The 18,893-nt window shown below is 71.5% G+C and carries 13 protein-coding genes and 1 pseudogene; 3 read left to right on the plus strand and 11 right to left on the minus strand.

The features are described from left to right. Positions 1-62 precede the first annotated feature (62 nt). Genes ACFYM2_RS26240 through ACFYM2_RS26265 form a run of 6 tightly spaced genes read right to left on the minus strand, consistent with a single transcriptional unit; the run spans position 63 to position 9,634 of the window. Positions 63-3,107: an alpha-mannosidase gene (locus ACFYM2_RS26240; RefSeq protein ID WP_388839604.1), complete on the minus strand. Its 3,045-nt coding sequence runs from the start codon at positions 3,105-3,107 to the stop codon at positions 63-65. Positions 3,108-3,150: 43 nt separating this feature from the next. Continuing rightward, positions 3,151-5,181, minus strand: coding sequence for an endo-beta-N-acetylglucosaminidase (locus ACFYM2_RS26245; protein ID WP_388839606.1), 2,031 nt, complete (start codon positions 5,179-5,181; stop codon positions 3,151-3,153). Positions 5,182-5,203: 22 nt separating this feature from the next. Continuing rightward, positions 5,204-6,445: a glycosyl hydrolase gene (locus ACFYM2_RS26250; RefSeq protein ID WP_358999262.1), complete on the minus strand. Its 1,242-nt coding sequence runs from the start codon at positions 6,443-6,445 to the stop codon at positions 5,204-5,206. A 59-nt stretch (positions 6,446-6,504) separates the two neighbouring features. Further along, on the minus strand, positions 6,505-7,371 hold the full coding sequence (locus ACFYM2_RS26255) for a carbohydrate ABC transporter permease (RefSeq protein ID WP_388839608.1): 867 nt from the start codon (positions 7,369-7,371) through the stop codon (positions 6,505-6,507). Beyond that, a complete protein-coding gene (locus tag ACFYM2_RS26260) occupies positions 7,371-8,336 on the minus strand; it encodes a sugar ABC transporter permease (protein ID WP_358999256.1) in 966 nt (321 codons plus the stop codon). The genes ACFYM2_RS26255 and ACFYM2_RS26260 overlap by 1 nt, the downstream gene beginning before the upstream one ends. 2 nt (positions 8,337-8,338) lie before the next feature. Beyond that, positions 8,339-9,634 (minus strand): ABC transporter substrate-binding protein, encoded by a 1,296-nt coding sequence (locus ACFYM2_RS26265; protein ID WP_388461127.1) that lies wholly within the window; start codon positions 9,632-9,634, stop codon positions 8,339-8,341. A 210-nt stretch (positions 9,635-9,844) separates the two neighbouring features. Here ACFYM2_RS26265 and ACFYM2_RS26270 point away from each other — a divergent pair, with 210 nt between their 5' ends. Continuing rightward, positions 9,845-10,918: a LacI family DNA-binding transcriptional regulator gene (locus ACFYM2_RS26270; RefSeq protein ID WP_388839662.1), complete on the plus strand. Its 1,074-nt coding sequence runs from the start codon at positions 9,845-9,847 to the stop codon at positions 10,916-10,918. A gap of 77 nt (positions 10,919-10,995) precedes the next feature. Here ACFYM2_RS26270 and ACFYM2_RS26275 read toward each other — a convergent pair whose 3' ends face one another. From ACFYM2_RS26275 to ACFYM2_RS26290, 4 genes and pseudogenes are all read right to left on the minus strand, one after another. Next, a complete protein-coding gene (locus tag ACFYM2_RS26275) occupies positions 10,996-13,269 on the minus strand; it encodes a HelD family protein (RefSeq protein WP_388839611.1) in 2,274 nt (757 codons plus the stop codon). 216 nt (positions 13,270-13,485) lie between these two features. Further along, the gene (gene trxA, locus ACFYM2_RS26280; RefSeq protein ID WP_388839613.1) at positions 13,486-13,818 is read right to left on the minus strand and encodes a thioredoxin; all 333 of its coding nucleotides are present in this window, start codon (positions 13,816-13,818) and stop codon (positions 13,486-13,488) included. A 173-nt stretch (positions 13,819-13,991) separates the two neighbouring features. Further along, positions 13,992-14,387: pseudogene (locus ACFYM2_RS26285) on the minus strand (MerR family transcriptional regulator); the annotation flags it as partial. Positions 14,388-14,517: 130 nt separating this feature from the next. Further along, entirely contained in the window at positions 14,518-15,048 is a 531-nt protein-coding gene (locus tag ACFYM2_RS26290) for an Lrp/AsnC family transcriptional regulator (RefSeq protein ID WP_358999244.1), read from the minus strand. 85 nt (positions 15,049-15,133) lie between these two features. On the opposite strand from ACFYM2_RS26290, the gene ACFYM2_RS26295 reads away from it, so the two are divergent. Continuing rightward, on the plus strand, positions 15,134-16,048 hold the full coding sequence (locus tag ACFYM2_RS26295) for an NAD-dependent epimerase/dehydratase family protein (protein WP_388839616.1): 915 nt from the start codon (positions 15,134-15,136) through the stop codon (positions 16,046-16,048). Position 16,049: 1 nt separating this feature from the next. Next, the gene (locus ACFYM2_RS26300) at positions 16,050-16,919 is read left to right on the plus strand and encodes an aldo/keto reductase (protein WP_388839619.1); all 870 of its coding nucleotides are present in this window, start codon (positions 16,050-16,052) and stop codon (positions 16,917-16,919) included. Positions 16,920-17,032: 113 nt separating this feature from the next. On the opposite strand, the gene ACFYM2_RS26305 is transcribed toward ACFYM2_RS26300, so the two are convergent. After that, complete coding sequence (locus tag ACFYM2_RS26305) at positions 17,033-18,670, minus strand: MFS transporter (RefSeq protein ID WP_388461220.1); 1,638 nt, start codon at positions 18,668-18,670, stop codon at positions 17,033-17,035. Positions 18,671-18,893: the final 223 nt, after the last annotated feature.

Consider the following 18,893-nt stretch of genomic DNA (forward strand, 5'->3'; position numbering starts at 1 on the left):
CCGGCTGACACCGCGCGCCCGGCCGGCCCTTTTCGGGCGGGCCGGGGCGCGGTGGACACCCCCTAGGCCCGCCGCAGCCGCAGCGTGCGCAGCTCGAACGGCCTCAGCTCGACCTCGACGGCGCCGTCCTTCAACTCGCCCTGGGACAGGGGGCGTTCCAGGAGGTCCGTGACCGTGACGCTCGCGGCGGCGAAGCCGGGTGTCAGCGCCGCCCGGGCCCGGCCGCCGTGTGCCTCGTGGAAGCGGACCACCACGTCGCCGCTCCCGTCGTCCGCGAGCTTGACCGCCGTCACCACCACCGCGTCGTTGTCGACGGTGACCAGCGGCGCGACCGGGCCGGCCCCGGGCACGGTCCGCTCGGGCAGGTTCACCCCGTACCCCTCGCGCACGGCGTCACCGATCGTCGCGCCCGGCACCAGGGCGTGCCGGAAGCGGTGCGGGCCCTGGTCGGTCTCGGGGTCGGGGAAGCGGGGGGCCCGCAGGAGCGAGACGCGCAGGGTGGTGGTCGTGCCCGCGTCGGGCCGTACCGTACGCGTCACGTCGTGGCCGTAGGTCGAGTCGGTGACCAGGGCGACGCCCCAGCCGGGCTCCTCCAGGTGCACGAAACGGTGGTTGCAGGCCTCGAACTTGGCCGACTCCCAGCTCGTGTTGGTGTGCGTGGCCCGGTGGAAGTGGCCGAACTGGGTCTCCGAGGCGTACCGCTCGGCGTGCACGTCCAGCGGGAAGGCCAGTTTCAGGAACTTCTCCGTCTCGTGCCAGTCCACCTCGGTCACGATGTCCAGGCGCGCGGAATCCGGCTCCAGGGTCAGGGTCTGGGTGACCTTCGAGGACCCGAAGGAGCGCGTCACCCGCACCGACGCGCCCTCGCCCACCACCACCTCGTCCGCCTCGACGAGGTCCGTCACGGTGTTGCGGTAGAACGCGTCGACGTCCCACGCGTCCCACATGTTGGGGAAGTCGGGGTGGATCTGGAGCAGGTTCGCGGGGCGGTCCGGCGGAATCGTCTCGCGTCCTGCGGCCAGGTCGTACGCCGAGACGACCAGGCCACGCCCGTCGATCTCCACCCGCAGCCGCTCGTTGGCCAGGACGAACCCGCCGCCGGGGCGCGGGGAGAGCGCCGGCTTCTCGCCCCTCGCCCGGACCGCCGCGCCGCCCGCCGCCACGCCGTGCCGCCGGTGGGGGGTGGCGTTGAAGACCAGGGCCTGGGTGCCCTCGCCGGCCAGTGCGCGCTGGGCCCGCTCGATGAGGGCGGTCAGTTCGCCGGCGAGCGCCGCGTACGTCTGCTCGGCCTCGCGGTGCACCCAGGCGATGGAGGAGCCGGGCAGGATGTCGTGGAACTGGTGCAGCAGGACCGTCTTCCAGATCCGGTCCAACTCCTCGTAGGGGTAAGTGAATTCGGGCTCCCGCACGGCGGCGGTCGCCGACCACAGCTCGGCCTCCCGCAGCAGGTTCTCGCTCCTGCGGTTGCCCTGCTTGGTCTTGGCCTGGCTGGTCAGGGTGGCCCGGTGCAGCTCCAGATACAGCTCGCCCACCCACACCGGAGGGTTGGCGTACTCCGCCTCGGCCTTCGTGAAGAAGTCGGCCGGGGTCTCCCAGGCCACCCGGGCGCTGCCCTCAAGGTTGCGCAGGCGCGCCGCCTTCGCGATCATCTCGCGCGTGGTGCCGCCGCCCCCGTCGCCCCAGCCGGTCGGCGCGAGCGAGTGCCGGGCGACACCCTTGTCCTTGAAGTTCCTGGCCGCGTGCGCGATCTCGCTGCCCTTCATCGCGCAGTTGTAGGTGTCCACGGGCGGGAAGTGGGTGAAGATCCGGGTGCCGTCGATGCCCTCCCACAGGAAGGTGTGGTGCGGGAACGTGTTCGTCTGGGACCAGGAGATCTTCTGGGTGAGCAGCCACTTCGAGCCGGCCGCCTTGATGATCTGCGGCAGACCTGCGGCGAAGCCGAAGGTGTCGGGCAGCCACGCCTCCTCGTTCTCCACGCCGAACTCGTCGATGAAGAAGCGCTTGCCGTGCACGAACTGGCGGGCCATCGCCTCCGAGCCCGGCATGTTGGTGTCGGCCTCCACCCACATGCCGCCGGCCGGCACGAACCGGCCGTCGGCGACCGCCTTGACGACCTTGGCCCACACCTCGGGCCGGTGGTCCTTGATCCACGCCCACTGCTGGGCCTGCGACATCGCGAAGACGAACTCGGGCTCGTCCTCCAGGAGCGCCGTCATGTTGGAGGTGGTGCGCGCCACCTTGCGTACGGTCTCGCGCAGCGGCCACAGCCACGCCGAGTCGATGTGGGCGTGACCGACGGCGCTGACGCGGTGGGCCGAGGGCTCGGCGGGGCTTGCCAGGACCTCGGTGAGCCGGTCGCGGGCGGCGGCGGCCGTGCTGTTGACGTCCTGGAGGTCGAGTGCGTCCAGGGCGCGGTCGACGGCGCGCAGGATGTCCCAGCGCCGCCCCGATCCGACGGGCAGCTCGTGCATGAGCTCGCCCAGCACCTCCAGGTCGATGACCAGCGCCCACACCGTCTCGTCGAAGACCGCGAGGTCCATCCGGGCCAGCCGGTAGAGCGGGTCGTGGTGCGCGGTCTCGATGTCGCCGAGCCGGGTGGGCACGAAGGGGTGGTAGTCGAGCAGGACCGGGTTGGAGGCGGCCTCGATGTGCAGGCACACCTCTTCGCCGCCCTCGGCGGGGGCGCCGATACGCACCCACTGGTTGCGCGGGTTGAGGCCCTTCACCGGGGTGCCGTCGGGCCGGTACACCAGGCCCTCGCACTGGAAGCCCGGCATGTTCTCGTCGAAGCCCAGGTCGAGGACGGCCTCGACGTGGCGCCCGGCCCACTCCTTCGGCACCCGCCCGCTCACCCGGAACCAGCTGGTCCCCCACGGCGCGCCCCACGGGTCACCGACCGCGATCGACACGCCCTTCGCCGCGAGCCCTTCCTCCACCGGCACCGTTCCCCGAGCTCTCGACTCCGCTCGAGCAGGGGAGGCCCCAACACCCGGCGCCACCCACACGGCGACGTCCAGCGGCACCGACTCCGGATACACGGCGGGACGGACGCGCTCGTCCAGAACGCGCTTGAGACGGGCTTCGACCAAGCCGCGGTCGTCATGCATGGGGGTGCTCCGTTTCACAGGGGGTGGGACTGCCGGGGTGGAACTACCAGGGGTGGACGGCTGTGGCGGGAGCGGAGACGGTGTAGAGCTCGCCCACCGCCCGCACTTCGAAGCATGCCGACTTCTCGCCCGGTTCGGGTAGCACGCCCGGCACGAAGTAGGCGCTCTGGCAGGTGCCGCCGGCGAAGCGCCGGGAGCCGTCGGGCAGCACCCGGTGCAGCTCGTAGTGGCGTACGTGACCGGACGCGGGGCGCCAGGTGAAGCGCAGCCCGTCGGAGCCCGCACGGACCCTCAACTTGGCTGGTTCGCACGGTACTTGAGCTTGATCGCGGACCGCGAGCGCGCCGATGCGGTAGTCGAGCGCGCCCGGCGCGGTCAGACGCACCCCGATCGCGCGTAGGGTGCCGGACAGGCCGGCCAGAGAGATGCGCGTGGTGGTCCAGTCACCCGCCTTCAGCGTCCCGGCGGGCAGCAGGCGGTAGGGGTACGGGTCGCCCGGCCGGGCGGGCTCGGCGGTCGCGACGGCCAGCTCGACGGTGACATCCGCCCGGGCGCGGTGGGTGAGTTCGACGACGGTACGCCGCGAGAGCGCGAGCCGTGTGGTGTAGAGGTCGAGTGTGACCGGGGCGCCCGGCTCCCCCGCGACAAGGACGCTGCTGCCGCCTCGCCAGGCGTCCTCGAAGTCGAAGGTGACGGCGGGGTGGTGGCCGCTGGTGCGGGTGACCCAGCGCCGGGAGGGGAGGCGGTCCTGGAGGCCCAGGTGGTTCCACGCGGTAGTGGACGTCACCTTGCCGCCCTCGTACCAGCGCACACCGTGGCCGGTGTTGAAGGTGGTGGCGAAGGGCAGCGCGGTGACGGTGGAGCGGTCGGCGACGAGGGTGGCGGGCGCCCGCCACTCGCTTGTCGCGGGACGTGAGGGGTCGAGTGAGGCGCCGGTCCAGAAGCGGTCGTCCGCCGCGTGGAAGTCGCCCGGGGTATGGCCGTCGGGCAGGTGGCCGCGGGTCCACTCGGGCCGGTAGAAGCCGATCGAGGCCGTGTGCGGCTTCCCGGCCGGCGCGATGGCGGCCCAGTCCACGGACGAGTCGTAACCGCGGGACTCCACGTCCACGCCGGCCCACAACTCGTAGCGGTCGCGGCCCAGTCGCTCCGCCTCGGCACCGGACGCCGCAAGCGTGGCGGCCGTCCAGCGGAAGTCGAGGAACATGGTGTCGGCGGCCCGGAAGAACGTCTCGTTGCGCTCATTGAGCGCGCCCTGCCAGCTCACCGAGCCGTTCGCGGTCATCGCGTCGTACCAGGTGACGCGCTGCCCCTTGGCGGCGCCGAGCTTCTTCAGCTCGGCCACGAAACCGCGCGCGTCCAGGGCGAGCGCCGTGTTGCCGCCGTCGGTCTCGGCGTTGATGAACCACCCGTCGAAGCCGTACGCGGCGGCGACCGCGACGAGCCGTTCGGCCAGCGGGTGGTGCCCGGCGGCGTCCTTGCGCACGAGGTCGCGGGTCCACTGGAGCTGACCGCCGTAGGCGGCCGGCGGCAGGAAGACGGTGCCGAGCACGGGCACGCCGTGCCGGTGGGCGGCGTCCACGACCGGCGCGTTCGGCGCGAGGATCAGGCCCTCGCCGGACGAGCCGCCCCAGAAGACCAGCTCGTCCAGGTAGGCCCAGTGGGTGAGGGCGTAGTAGTCGGCGGTGGGTGAGCCCTGCGACGGGTTGGAGGCGGTGGGCCCGAAGGAGACCAGCGACTGGACGCGGGCTTGCCCCGCGCGGGCGGTGGTGTTCACCGGGGTGGGTGTGAAGCGCCGCGCCAGCGGGACCGACGCCGCGTTGAACGCCAGGTCGGCGTCGTCCGCCGCCCGCCAGGACGACAGACTGCGCCAGGTGATGCCCTCGCCCGGGCTCCCCGGGGGCAGCGAGTCCGGGTACCAGTAGGAGGCGTACGGCTGAACGGGCAGGGGTTTGGCGGCAGTTGGGGAGCCCGGCGCGGTGGCGTCCCTGGGGGTGGCGTGCGCGGGCAGGGCCGGGGTGAGGGCGGCGGCCGCGCCGGCGATGACCACGGCGCGTCTGGTGGGGTGGTGGTGCACGGGGTGCCTCCTGGCGGGAGCGTTACCGGACCTGGTCGGGGGTGAGGACGTCGGTGATGCCGCGCGCGGCCAGGTGGGCCCGGTCCTCGGCGCGGCTCGCGAGGACGGTGGTGGGGCGGGCGCCGTCGGCGGTGAGCCGGAAGAACGCCTCGAAGACGGCGCCGCCGGGCGCGCACGAGGAGCGGGATGCGGGGGCGTCGGGCACCACGAGGGCGGTGGACCGGGGGGCCGGGGCGTAGGCGCGGGCGCCCTCCCGCAGCGCCCTGGCGGTCCCGGCGAACACCCGCGCGGTGTCCTTGGGCTGCCCGTCGTTGGTCAACAGGCCAAGACCGTATTCGAGTTCGGGGAAGTCGGCGAGGTCGCGCGAGACGTCGTGCGAGCTCCACCAGGTGATGCCCCACAGGCCGGGGCAGTCCAGGGTGTTCTCGACGGTCGCCTCGGTGAAGGCGGCCGCGTGCGCGGGCGGCACCAGGGGCGCAGGCGCGCCGACCTCCTGGAGCCAGACCGGACGGTGCGCGTCCAGCGCCCAGGCCTTGGACAGCTCCACCAGGTAGGCGGCGTGGTGCTCGACCGGCACCGAGAGGCGTCCGTGGCGCTGCGCGGTGCCGTTGAAGACCCAGGAGTGCACGGCGGTCACCGCGCCGCGCCGGGCCGCCTGGGCCGGGGTGAACGGCATGTCGTCCTGGTACCAGCACGCGTCGTACTCCGCGTGCAGATGGAGCCGGCCCGGCGCGCCCTCCTCGCAGGCCGCCAGCATCCGCGCGAGCCACGCGTCCACCTCGTCGGGGCCGGCGCGGTCGGGGTCGGGGTGGGGCCCGGCCGAGAACTGGTTGATCTCGTTGCCGACCGTCATGCCGATGAAGTTGGGCCGGCCCGCGAGCGCGGCGGCCAGGGTGCGCAGATAGGCGGCCTGCCCCTCGACCACCTCGGGGTCGGTGAACAGGTTGCGGCGGTGCCAGGTGCGGGTCCAGGCGGGCAGGAAGTCGAAGCTCGACAGGTGCCCCTGGAGCCCGTCCACGTTGACGTCGAGGCCGCGCTCGGCGGCGGCGTCCACGAGGTCGAGCAGGTGGTCGATCGCGCGGGGCCTGATCAGGGTGCGGTTGGGCTGGAAGTAGGGCCAGAGCGGGAAGACCCGTATGTGGTCGAGGCCGAGCGCGGCTATCGCGTCGAGGTCGGCGCGCACGGCGTCCGGGTCGTAGTCGAGCCAGTGGTGGAACCAGCCTTGGCTGGGCGTGTAGTTGACGCCGAAGCGCGGGGCTGCCATGGATGGACTCCAAGGTCGTTCTGGGAAGGGTGAGTTGGCGGGCGGGAGCGGCGCGGTGGTCAGCCCTTGACCGCGCCCTCGCCGACACCGCGGAAGAAGAGCCGCTGGAGGCAGGCGAACATCACGATCAGCGGGGCGACGGCGATGATGGTGCCCGCCGCGACGACGCGCTGGTTGTCGGAGAACGTGCCGTGCAGGTAGTTCAGGCCGACGGTGAGCGTGAAGTGTTCGGAGTCGGAGAGCACGATCAGGGGCCACAGGAAGTCGTCCCAGGCGCCCATGAAGGAGAAGATCGCGACGACCGCGAGCGTGCCCTTGACGGCGGGCAGCGCGATGCGGGTGAAGCGCTGCCATACGTTGGCGCCGTCCACGATGGCCGCCTCTTCGATCTCGTACGGGATGGCGCTGAAGGCGTTGCGCATCAGGAGCACGTTCATCGCGCCGATACAGCCCGGCAGCACCACGGCGACCAGGGTGTTGTTGAGGTCGAGCGAGCGCATGGTGGCGAACTGGGCCAGCATCGTGGCCTCCATCGGCACCAGGAGGGCCAGGACGAACACGGTCTTGGCGGCGGCGCGGCCCTTGAAGCGGAGCCGGGCGAGCGCGTAGCCGGCCATCGCGGCGCCGACGACGTTGGTCGCCACGTTGCTGAGCGCGACCTTCACGGAGTTCCAGACGAAGTCCCAGACCGGGATGATCTCGGCGACGTGACGGTAGCTGTCGACCGTGGGGTGCTGGGGCAGCAGCCGGGGCGGTGAGGTGTAGATGTCCTCGGTGGCGCCCTTGAGCGAGGTGGACAGCTGCCACAGGAACGGGCCGGTCATGACGAGCAGCACGACGACGAGAGCCAGGTAGCGCAGGGCCACCCGCCAGCGGCGGGCGCGGACGCGGCGGGGCCCGGTGGGGCGCTGGGCGACGGCGGCCATCAGTCCTTGTCCTTCCGGTCGGCCCGCAGCACGAGCAGCATCAGGACCAGGGTCAGCAGGAACAGCACGATCGACAGGGCGGAGGCGTAGCCGGTGCGGCCCTGGAGCCCGGTGCCGGCCCGCTGGATGAGCATGACGAGCGTGGTGTCGGCGCCGCCGGGCCCGCCGGTCGGCCCCGCGATCATGAAGACCTCGCTGAAGACCCTGAACGCGGAGACCGCCGAGAGCGCGCCGACCAGGACCATCGTGGAGCGCACCGAGGGCATCGTGACGGACACGAAGCGCCGCAGCGGCCCCGCGCCGTCGACCTCGGCGGCCTCGTGGAGCTCCCGGGGTACGTTCGCGAGCGCGGCCAGGTAAATGATCATGTAGTAGCCGAGGCCCTTCCACACGGTCAGGGCCATCGAACTGAGCAGCAGCAGCCACTGGTTGGACAGGAACGGCACCGGGTCCACGCCCAGCGCGCGCAGTACGCCGTTGATGAACCCCCGGTCGTCCAGCATCCACACCCACATCAGGGCGACGACGACCACCGACGCCACGACCGGCGTGTAGTAGGCGGACCGGAAGAACGCGATGCCGGGGATGTGCCGCTGGACCAGGAGCGCGAGCAGCAGCGGCAGCAGTACGAGACAGGGCACGACCAGGACCACGTACAGCGCGCTGTTGCGCAGGGCCACCCAGAACTGGTCGTCGTGGAGCAGCGCGGTGAAGTTGTCGAACCCGACGAAGGTGCCGGGGGTCAGGGTGCGGGCGTCGGTGAACGACTTCCACACCGTGGCGAGGAAGGGGTAGAGGTTGAAGGCGAGGGTGACCAGGAGCCCGGGCGCCAGGAACAGCCAGGGGCTGAGGGCGCGGTGGGTGCGCCCGGCGGGGCGACGCCGCCCCGGGCGCCGCGCGGGGCCGGCCACCTCTGGCCGCCCCGCGTCGTTCTTGGCCGCGACGGCCGAAGTCGACGTACTCATCGTCACTTCTGCTGGATCAGCTTGGTCATCTGGCTCGCCGCGCTGTCCAGGGCCTCCTTGGGCGACTCCTTGCCCTGGAGGCACTTGGCTGTCTCGTTGCGCAGGATCGTCTTCATCTCGTCGCTGAACAGCACCGGCGTGTAGTTGACGGCGGTCGGCAGCATCTTGGCCGATGCGACCCGGATCTTGCCCTCCTCGCTGCCGTCGGCGGTGGTCCAGTACTCCTTGTCCAGCGAACCCTTGGTGCTGGGGAAGACGGCGACCTTGTGCCCGAAGTCCTCCTGGTTCTTCTGGTCGGTGACGAAGTGCGCGAAGGCGAGCGCGGCCGCGGCGTGCTTGCTCTGGGAGTTGACCGACAGACCCTGCAAGTACATGTTCTGCTTGCCGGTGTTGGTCGGCACGTCGGTGATGCCGAGGCTGCCGTAGAGCGAGGGGGCGTTCTTCTTGAAGGTGTCGAGGTCGTGGGCGCTGCCCGGGTTCATGGCCACTTCCTGCTGTAGGAACTTCTGCCCGGCCGTCTCCGCGGTGAGCGTGAGCGCCTGCTTGTGCAGGCCGCCTTCCTTGAACATCGTCTGATACTTGGTCAGGAACTCGACGCCCTTGGCGTCGTTGAAGGTGAACTTCGTCCCGTCCTTGCTCATGATGTCGACGCCGTAGCGCCCGAAGTCCTCCACGGTCGGCGGCTGGGCCAGCGTGGCCTTGCCCTTCTTCGCCAACTGGGCGGCGTCGGCGAAGAGTTCGTCGAACGTCTTCGGCGCCTTCTCGGGGTCGAGACCGGCGTCCTTGAACATGGTCTTGTTGTAGAAGAGCGGGCCGGTGTTCAGATACCAGGGCAGCGCGTACGAGCCGTCGAGCCCCGGCATGTCGAAGCCGTGCCAGGCGCCGTCCAGGTACTCGGGCTTGAACTTGGCGGCGGCCTTGTCCTTGTCCAGGTTGAGCAGGGTGCCCGCCTTGGCCAGCGGATAGGCGAGGTCCGGGGAGAGGTTCACGACATCGGGCAGCGTCCCGGCGGTGGCGTCCGCGCTCAGCTTGTCGGCGTAGTTGTCGGCGGGCTGGTCCACCCACTTCACCGTGGTGCCCGGGTTGGCCTTCTCGAAGTCCTTGATCAGGCCTTCGAAGTAGTCCTTGAATTTGGCGCGGAGGTTCCAGGTCTGGAACTTGATCTCGCCCTCGACCTTCCCGTCGGTGGCCGAACCCTTGCCGTCACCGCCGCCACCGCACGCCGTGAGCAGGGTGAGCGAGAGGGCCGCGCCGAGACCGACGGCCGTCCGGATCGCGACACTGCGATGAATGGACATGAGTGGCTGACTCCTTCGCCTCGTCCCGATGACGTTGCGGCACACCATGCAGCGCGCTTGAAATGGACGTCAATACCGGATACGCGACCGAATTCACTAAACTCGCAGGTCAGCGCCGCTAAAAAGGACTAAAGACCTGAATGTTGTCTGCCAACTAAGGCGGTTTAGTGACCTTCCACTAAACCGCGTTACCATCACGCCATGAGCGAGATCGAAACCGATGCGCCGCCGCCCCGCCGCCCGACCATGAAAGACGTGGCCAGGGAGGCGGGCGTCTCCACGAGCGCGGTCTCCTTCGCCCTCAACAACCGGCCCGGTGTCTCCGACGCGACCCGGCGCCGGGTCATACGGGTCGCCGACCGGCTCGGCTGGCGTCCGAGCTCCGCGGCGCGGGCTCTGTCCGGCGAGAACGCGGGGGCGATCGGGCTCGTGCTCGCCCGCCCGGCGGACAGCCTGGGCGGGGAGTCGTTCTTCCTCCAGCTCGTCTCGGGCATCCAGGCGAGCCTCGCGCCGCGCGACCAGGCGCTGGTGTTCCAGATGGTCGACGACGTCCGGGCCGAGTGCGAGCTGTACCGGCGCTGGTGGGCGGAGGGACGGGTCGACGGGGTCATCGTGGTCGACCCCCGCGTCTCGGACCCGCGCCCCGAGACCCTGGCGGTCCTCGGCCTGCCGGCCGTGGTCATCGGCGGCATGGAGGCGCCAGGGAGCCCCGACGCGCCCCAACTCCCGCGCCGGGCAAGGATCTCCAACATCTGGGCGGACGACTCCGGCGCGATGGACCTGATCGTGCGTCATTTGTACGCGCTCGGGCACCGCCGCATCGGGCACATCGCGGGGACGCCCGGCTTCGCCCACACGGCTCGCAGGATCGCCTCGCTGCGGGCGGCGGCGCGGCGCCTCGGCCTCGACCACGCGGTCTCCGTGACCACGGACTTCACCGACCGCCAGGGCGCGAAGGCGGCCCGCCGCCTATTCTCGGCCGCCACCCCGCCCACCGCCCTCATCTGCGACAACGAGGTGATGGCGGTGGCGGCGGTCAGCGTCGCGGCGGAGCGGGGGCTGCTGATCCCCCGGGACGTATCGGTGGTGTCATGGGAGGACTCCGTCATCTGCCACACGCTGCACCCCCAACTGACCGCGCTGGTCCGCGAGGCAGACGAATTCGGACACCGCGCGGCAACGCAACTCCTGTCCCTCCTGGACGGCACCCCACCCCGCCAACTCCAGGACCCCTTGCCGAGGTTGCTCCCACGAGAGAGCACGGGCCCGGCGCCGGCGGGGTGACGGGCCAGGCGGGCCGGCAGCCGCCCTGCCAGGGGCATGGGAACGGCACGCTCAACCACCCACGCCCCGCAGGCCATTCACCCCCGGCGGGTTTCGGGAAGGGACGGGGTGGAGGAAACCCGCGGCGCCAGGCCGGACAGGGCTGGTGGCAGGGCTCCCGTGTGCAGCACGCCCAGCCGCCGCGTCGCCCGCGTCAGCGCGACGTACAGGTCGCTCACGCCGTACTCCCCCGGCTCCACCACCAGCACCACGTCGAATTCGAGCCCCTTCGCCTGGCGGGGGTCGAGCAGGACGACCTCGGATGTGAGGTCCGGCGTGGTTCCGTGTGCCGCGTCGGGCAGTGCGGGCCGGAGCGTCGCGTGCAGGCGGGCCGGGGCGATCACCGCGAGGCGCCCCGTGCCCCGTTCGTCGGCCACCGCCCGCGCCACCGCCGAGGCCAGTTCGCCGGGCTCGACGTGTCGCGCCCACGGCCGCACCCCCGTGGACCGCACCGAGCGCGGCGGCACGAAGGACGGGTCGGCCGCCCGGCACACCTCCGCCGCCACCTCCATGATCTCCGCCGGCGTGCGGTAGTTGACGCCCAGCCGGACGTGCTCCCAGTGCCCGGCGGCGACGTACGGTTCAAGGATCCGCTCCCAGGACCCGACGCCCGCCGGGTCCGCGGTCTGCGCCGGGTCTCCGACCAGCGTCATCGAACGCGTCGGGCAGCGTCGCATGAGCAGGCGCCACGCCATCGCCGAGAGCTCCTGCGCCTCGTCCACGATGATGTGCCCGAACGCCCACTCCCGGTCCGCCGCCGCCCGCTCGGCCGCGCTCCGGTGGTCGGCCTCCTCGTGCCGCTCCGCCATCCGCTCGGCGTCGATGATGTTGTGCGCGGCCAGCACTTCGGACTCCTCGTCCTCGAACTCGTAGGACTCCGAGCCCTCGGAGAGGTCGAGCACGCCCTGCGCGTAGGCGATCCGCTCCTGGCGTTCGGCCTCGGCGGCCGCGCGGGCCGCGCTGTCGTCCTCGCCGAGGAGTTCGGCCGCCTCATCCAGGAGCGGCACATCACCCGGCGTCCACGCGCCGCCCTCGCGCCGGATCAACTCGGCCTCGGAGGAAGGGAGATGGGTCGGCTCCGCGAGGAAGTCCGTCACGAACTCCTCGGGCGTCAGCTGCGGCCAGAGCTCCGCGATCGCCGCGTGCACCTCGTAACTCGTCGCGATCTCCTTGCCCATCTGCGCCGCGTCGTCGGGGCCGAGGAGGTTCGGCCCGCCGAAGGGGTCGGCGCCGATGCGTTCGACGAGCTGGGCGGTGAGCGCGTCGATGATGTGGAAGGCGAAGTGCGGCCGGGCCAGGTTGTGCGGGAGTCCGCTCCCGCGCGCCTTCCACCGGGCGTCCTCGGCCATCGCCCGGTCGAGCGTGAGCGTGCCATAGCCCTCGTGCGGGATCTCCATGGCCGTCCCGGGCACGGTCTGGCGGTCGCGTACGGCCGCCGCAAGGACCTCGGCCATCGCGGCGCGGCCCTTGATCTCGGCCGCCCCAGGGGTGTCGGTGCCGGTGGCACGTACGCCGGGGAACAGCTCGCCCATGGTCGACAGGAGGACGCCCGTCTCGCCGAGCGAGGGCAGCACGTCGCCGATGTAGCCGAGGAACGCCGGGTTGGGGCCGACGACGAGCACCGCCCGCCGGGCCAGCGACTCCCGGTGCTCGTAGAGGAGATACGCCGCCCGGTGAAGCGCGACGACGGTCTTCCCGGTGCCGGGGCCGCCCTCGACGACGAGCACGCCGCGGTGCGGGGCGCGGATGATGCGGTCCTGTTCGGCCTGGATGGTCCGCACGATGTCGTGCATCCGGCCGGTGCGGGCGGCGTCGAGCGCGGCGAGCAGCACCTCGTCGGCGTCGGCGCCCTCGTGTCCGGTGCGCTCGGTGTCCGTCAGGTCGAGGAGTTCGTCATGGAGCCCCGTGACGGTGCGCCCCTCGGTGCTGATGTGCCTGCGGCGGCGCAATCCCATCGGGAAATGCCCGGTCGCGAGATAGAAGGGACGGGCCTGCTCGGCCCGCCAGTCGAGCACCAGAGGCGTGCGTTCTCCGTCGTCGTCGCGGATTCCGATACGGCCGATGTGGTGCGTCGCGCCGTCCCGGAAATCAAGCCTCCCGAAGCACAGCCCGTTCTCGCCCGCGTTGAGCGCGCCGAGCAGCCCGGACTGCTCGGCGACCAGCACGTCTCGTTCCAGCCGGGCCTGGAGACCCGTGCCGGCCTGCGACAACGCCGAACGCACCGCGCCCTCCGCCTGGGTCCGCAGGTCGTCGAGGCGGGCGTAGAGACCGGTGATGAATTGCTGTTCCTTCCGGAATTCCTCGGTTGACAATTCCACTCCTGACGCGATACAGTGCATTCATAAGTCTTGTTCGTGTCTCGGTTGCACCCGGACGCGAAACATCCAATATACGCAGGAGAATGCCCCGGATGCCAATTCATCCGGGGCATTTTCTTTATGGCTATGACTGTGGCTGTGGCTAGGGCTAGGGCTTTGTGTGCGCGGGGCGCGGCGCGCGGTGTCGCGCCCCGCGCGCCCTGGGCGGGCTCAGATCACGTCTGCCAGCTCCTGGAGCAGTCGCCGCTTGGGCCGTGCGCCCACCATCGCCTTCACGGGCTCGCCCGCGCGGAAGACCATCAGGGTGGGCATCGACAGGACGCCATACCGCGCGGTCGTCACCGGGTTGGAGTCCACGTCCAGCTGGACGATCTTCATCCGGTCCGCCTCCTCCACGGCGAGGGCGCTCAGAACGGGCGCGATCTGCCGGCACGGCGGGCACCAGTCCGCCGTGAATTCGACCAGGACCGGAAGCTCGGCCTCCATCACCTCGGCGTGAAAGGTCTCGTCGGTGACCTCGTCCACGTGTGCTGCCTTGATCACTGTCTTGTCTCCCCTGTCGCCGGCCCCGCGTGCTGTGGCGCGTGCCGTTGGCTGTGCCGTTCGGCGGGTGGTTCCGCGTGACGTTCGGTGTGCGGTTGCGCGTGACGTTCGGTGTGCGGTTGCGCGTGCTGACGCGTGTGCGGTTCCGCGTGCTGCCGCGTGTGCGGCGGGCTCAGTTCGCAGAGCGGGTCCGGGCCGCCGGGGACCTGCGCCGCCGCCATCACCTCGGCCCGCGCCAGCTCCTCGCCCACCTGGGCGCGTACGGCGGTGAGTTCACCGATCAGCGCGTCGAGGTCGCTCAGCTTGCGGCGGTACACGGCGAGCGAGGCGGGGCAGGTGTCCCCGGCCGGGTGGCCGGCCCGCAGGCACTCCACGAAGGGCCGCGTCTCCTCCAGGTCGAACCCGAAGTCCTGAAGCGTCTTGATCTGCTGGAGCAGCCGCAGGTCGTTCTCGTCGTACGTGCGGTAGCCGTTGTCGGTCCGCCGCGCGGCCAGCAGGCCGCGCGACTCGTAGTACCGAAGCGTGCGGGTGGTCGTCCCTGCCCGCGCCGCGAGCTCGCCGATGCGCATGACAAGGACGGTAATCCTTGACGCCGACGGCAAGGCAAGCACGAGGGCAGTCCCGGGTGCCGGCGCCCCGCACCGCACCGGCCCGCCTCACCCCGGCCCGCACCGCCTCGGCCCGCCCCCGCGCCGAGCGTCAGCCCGCCACCGGCGGCAGCAGCGGCTTCCCCTCGCGGCCGCCGACCGGCGACGACAGCACGATCGACGTCGTCGTACGCCCCAGCGCCGACGTCTGCTCCAGGACCTCCTCCAGATGGACCGTGTCGGCGACGGCCACCTTGAGGATCCAGCAGTCCTCCCCCACCACGTGGTGCACCTCGATGATCTCCGGGCGCTCCATCAGCTCCAGGGTCCTGGGGTGCTTCAGGCTGTAGCCGCCGTGCGGACTGACCCGGATGAACGCCTGGATGCCGTAGCCGAGCCGGGCCGGATCGACCCGCGCCCCGTACCCGGTGATCGCGCCGCCCGCCTCCAGGCGGCGCAGCCGCTCGGTGACCGCGGCCGGGCTCAGCCGCACCCGCCGGCCGAGCTCGCTGAGCTTGATCCGGCCCTCCCGCTGGACGACTTCGAGCAACTGCCGGTCCACCGCGTCGAAGCCCGCTGACGAATCGTTGGCGATGGCGCGCGAATGCCGTGGTTGTTTCGGTACCGCCGCGAGATCTCCCATGTTTCCCCCTTCAGTCCATGGGCCGTCAACGTAACACTGGTATCGGGAAAACCGCAGGTGGGAAGCTGGTGGGAAGGGGATGGAGATGGAGAAGACGCGTGAGGTTCTGGTCATCGGGGGGAACCGCTACTTCGGCAAGCGGCTCATCGCCCGGCTGCTCGCGGCGGGTGACCGGGTCACGGTCCTGAACCGGGGTTCGACCCCGCCACCGCCGGGCGTGCGGCAGCTGATCGCCGACCGCGACGACGAGGCCTCGCTGGCCGCCGCCGTGGGCGAGCGCGTCTTCGACGTCGTGGTCGACCAGGTCTGCTACACCCCCCGCCAGGCCGCGATCGCCCGGCGGGTGTTCACCGGCCGCACCGCGCGGTACGTCATGACCTCCACGGTCGAGGTGTACGAGTACGAGGACTGCGCGGAGCCGGTGTCCGAGAGCGCGCTCGACGCGTCGACGGTGGTGGTCACCGGGGAACTGCCCTGGCACGAGCGGGAGTTCGTCGCCGAGTACTACGGCGAGGGCAAGCGGCAGGCGGAGGCGGTGTTCGCCGCCGGCCCCCCGTTCCCTCATGTCGCGGTGCGGGTGGCCCATGTCCTGGGCGGGGCCGACGACTTCACCGGACGCCTGCCGCATTACGCCGACCGGATCCGCGCCGGGGAGCCCGTCGCGGTCGCCGTGCCCAACTGTCCGGCGACGTACATCGACGTCGAGGAGATCGCCGCGTTCCTGTTCTGGGTGACCCGCCAGGACTTCACCGGCCCGGTGAACGCCGCCTCGCACGGACCGCTGGGCACCGAGGACATCGTGGCGGCGGTCGCCGGCGCGCTCGGTGGCGGCCACCCCGCCGTCCGCTACCAGCCCGTCGAGGTCGGGGCGGTGTCGCCGTTCTCCTTCGGCCGCTCGTACGCGATGGACAACGCCCGCGCCGAGTCGCTGGGCTTCACCTTCTCCCACACCAAGGACTGGCTGACGCGCGCCGTCACCGAGACGATCGGAGCCAACTGACATGATCTACCGCACCATTGGGCCCTTCAAGGCCGGCGCGATCGGATACGGGGCGATGCCGCTGTCCATCGAGGGGCGTCCGGACGAGGCGCGGGCGCTGTCCACCGTGCACGCCGCGCTGGACGCGGGGATCACGCTCATCGACACCGCCGACTCCTACTACGCGCCGGGCGGCGAGCCGGGCCACAACGAGCTCCTGATCGCCCGGGCCCTCGCGGCCTACGGTGGCGCGAGCGATGAGGTCCTGGTCGCCACGAAGGGCGGGCGGGGGCGCACCGACGACGGTGACTGGACGGTACGGGCCGACCCGGGTCATCTGCGGCGGGCCGCCGAGGCCTCCCTGAAGCGGCTCGGCGTCGAGGCGATCGGCCTCTACCAGCTGCACAAGCCCGACCCCGGGGTGCCGTTCGCGGAGTCCGTCGGCGCACTGCGCGAGCTCGCCGAGGAGGGCAAGGTCCGGGCGGTGGGGCTCTCCAATGTGGACAGTGAGCAGATCCGCGAGGCGCGGGAGATCCTGGGCGACCGGCTCGTCAGCGTACAGAACCGTTTCTCGCCCGCCGTCCGCGACAGCGAGCCCGAGTTGCGGCTCTGCGCGGAGCTCGGGCTCGCGTTCCTGCCGTGGAGCCCGCTCGGGGGGATCTCGCGCAGCGCGCTCGAAGGCCCCGGCGGCGCCCCGGCGCCCGAGTCGCCCTTCCACACGGTGGCGCGGGAGCGGGGCGTGAGCCCTCAACAGGTGGTACTGGCCTGGCTGTTGCGCCTGGCGCCGGTGGTGCTGCCGATCCCGGGCGGCAGCCGCCCCGCGTCGGTACGGGACTCGGCCGGTGCGGCCGATCTCGTACTGAGCGGGGCGGAGCTGGCGCTGCTGGGCTGAACCGTACGGGCCGGGCGCCGAGCCGTACGGGCGGGTACTCGGCCGCGCGGGCCGGGTCCTGAACCGTACGGCCGGGTCCTGAACCGTACGGCCCGGGCGCTGAGCGGTGCGGGTCAGACCGTGACGCTCTCGCGCTCCTCCGCGCTCTGCCCGGCCTGCTCCTCGCCCTTGCCGCGGCGCGGCAGGAGCACGGCGACCAGGACCGTGCCGACGCCCAGGATCACGGCGCCGACGAGACTGGTGCGGGCGACCGCGTCGGAGAAGGCGGAGCCGACGGCGTGGCTCATCTGCTGGGCCCCGGCGGCCAGTTGCTCGGCCTGGGCCTTGAGCTGGGCGGCCTGCTGCGGGGTGCCCGCGTGCAGGGCCTGGGCGCCGAGCTGCTTGGCCTGGTCGCCGATGCCCTGGGCGACGGCGTATCCGGCACCGACCGAGTCCTGGGCGGTGCTGAGCGCGGAGGCGGGCAGCTTCGTACCGGCGGTGGCGTCCGCGAGGTGCGAGGAGTACGACTTGGCGAGCACCGAGCCGAGGATGGCGATGCCGAGCGAGCCGCCGAGTTCGAGCGAGGTGTCGTTGACGGCGCCGCCGACGCCGAGTTCGGCCTCGGGGAAGGCACCCATGATCGCGTCGGTGCAGGGCGAAAGGGCGAGGCCGATCGCGACGCCGAGGATGATCAGCGGGGCGAGGAAGTCGCCGTAGCCGGAGGCCGAGTCGACGCGGGTGAGCAGCGCGAGCGCGACGGTTCCCGCGACCATGCCGGCGGTGACCGTGACCTTCATGCCGAGCCGGGGCGTGAGGAACCCGGTCAGGGCCGAGCCCACGAAGACCGCGCCGGCCAGCGGCAGCATGCGGACGCCGGTCTCCAGCGGGGTGTAGCCGAGCACGAACTGGAGGTGCTGGGTGAGGTAGTAGAACGCGCCGAAGACGGCGAGGAAGAACAGCGCGACGGCGAGCAGCGAGCCCGAGAACATGCGGTGCGCGAAGCGGCGTACGTTCAGGACGGGCCGGGGGTGGCGCAGCTCCCACACGACGAAGACCACGAGGCCGAGACCGGCGATGACGGCGGCGCCGATCGCCTTGGCGTCCCAGCCGAAGTGCGGGCCCTGGATGATCATGTAGACCAGGGCGCCCACGGAAACCACCGAGAGCAGGCCGCCGACGTAGTCGATGCGGTCGTGGTGGGCGGCCTTGGACGGCGGTACGAGGACGAACGCGCCGACGACCGCGACCAGCGCGATCGGCACGTTGATGAGGAACGTCGAGGCCCAGCCGTGGTTCTCCAGGAGCGCGCCCGCGACCAGCGGTCCTGCGGCGATGGCGATGCCGGCGGTCGCGGTCCACAGCAGGATCGCCTTGGCGCGCTCGGCGCGCGGGAACGTGGAGGCGAGCAGCGACAGGGTCGCGGGCATGATCAGCGCGGCGCCGACGCCCATGACGGCACGGGAGGCGATGACACCGGTGGAGCTGTCGACCAGCGAGCCGGCCACGGAGGCGCCGGCGAAGACGAGGAGGCCGAGCACGAGCGCGCCCCGGCGACTGTACTTGTCGCCTATCGCGCCGAGCAGCAGCATCAGGGCGGCGTAGGGGACGGTGTAGCCGTCGATGACCCACTGGAGGTCGGAGCTGCTGAGCCCCAGGTCCTTGGTCATGTCGGGGGCGGCGACGGTGAGGGCGGTGTTCGCCATCACGATGATCAGCAGGCTGAGACAGAGCACGAGCAGCGCCCACCAGCGCCGCCGGTAGGGCGTCCCCATCTGCTCGACGGGCTGATTGATGACGAGACTCACGCGTCTCACCCTTCCTGTGCCTTGCTTCGGTTCGGCGCTCCCCGGCCCGGTGTCCTTCGGCGTCCACCGGGATCCGAGCCGGGAAGATCCAATTGCACAACGATGTGCAATTACACACTGCTGTGCAATTTACGCCTCTGCACGGCACTGTGCAAAATGGGGCTGTGACTGCTACCCCTGCCGCCCCCTC

This window comes from Streptomyces sp. NPDC006711, assembly GCF_042869775.1.
Taxonomy (GTDB): Bacteria; Actinomycetota; Actinomycetes; order Streptomycetales; family Streptomycetaceae; genus Streptomyces.

Coding starts and splice junctions, on each gene's coding strand:
- ACFYM2_RS26290 (WP_358999244.1), bottom strand. CDS start 15,048: ATGGGAGATCTCGCGGCGGTACCGAAACAACCACGGCATTCGCGCGCC.
- ACFYM2_RS26265 (WP_388461127.1), bottom strand. CDS start 9,634: ATGTCCATTCATCGCAGTGTCGCGATCCGGACGGCCGTCGGTCTCGGC.
- ACFYM2_RS26305 (WP_388461220.1), bottom strand. CDS start 18,670: ATGGGGACGCCCTACCGGCGGCGCTGGTGGGCGCTGCTCGTGCTCTGT.
- ACFYM2_RS26300 (WP_388839619.1), top strand. CDS start 16,050: ATGATCTACCGCACCATTGGGCCCTTCAAGGCCGGCGCGATCGGATAC.
- ACFYM2_RS26255 (WP_388839608.1), bottom strand. CDS start 7,371: ATGGCCGCCGTCGCCCAGCGCCCCACCGGGCCCCGCCGCGTCCGCGCC.
- ACFYM2_RS26260 (WP_358999256.1), bottom strand. CDS start 8,336: ATGAGTACGTCGACTTCGGCCGTCGCGGCCAAGAACGACGCGGGGCGG.
- ACFYM2_RS26240 (WP_388839604.1), bottom strand. CDS start 3,107: ATGCATGACGACCGCGGCTTGGTCGAAGCCCGTCTCAAGCGCGTTCTG.
- ACFYM2_RS26295 (WP_388839616.1), top strand. CDS start 15,134: ATGGAGAAGACGCGTGAGGTTCTGGTCATCGGGGGGAACCGCTACTTC.
- ACFYM2_RS26250 (WP_358999262.1), bottom strand. CDS start 6,445: ATGGCAGCCCCGCGCTTCGGCGTCAACTACACGCCCAGCCAAGGCTGG.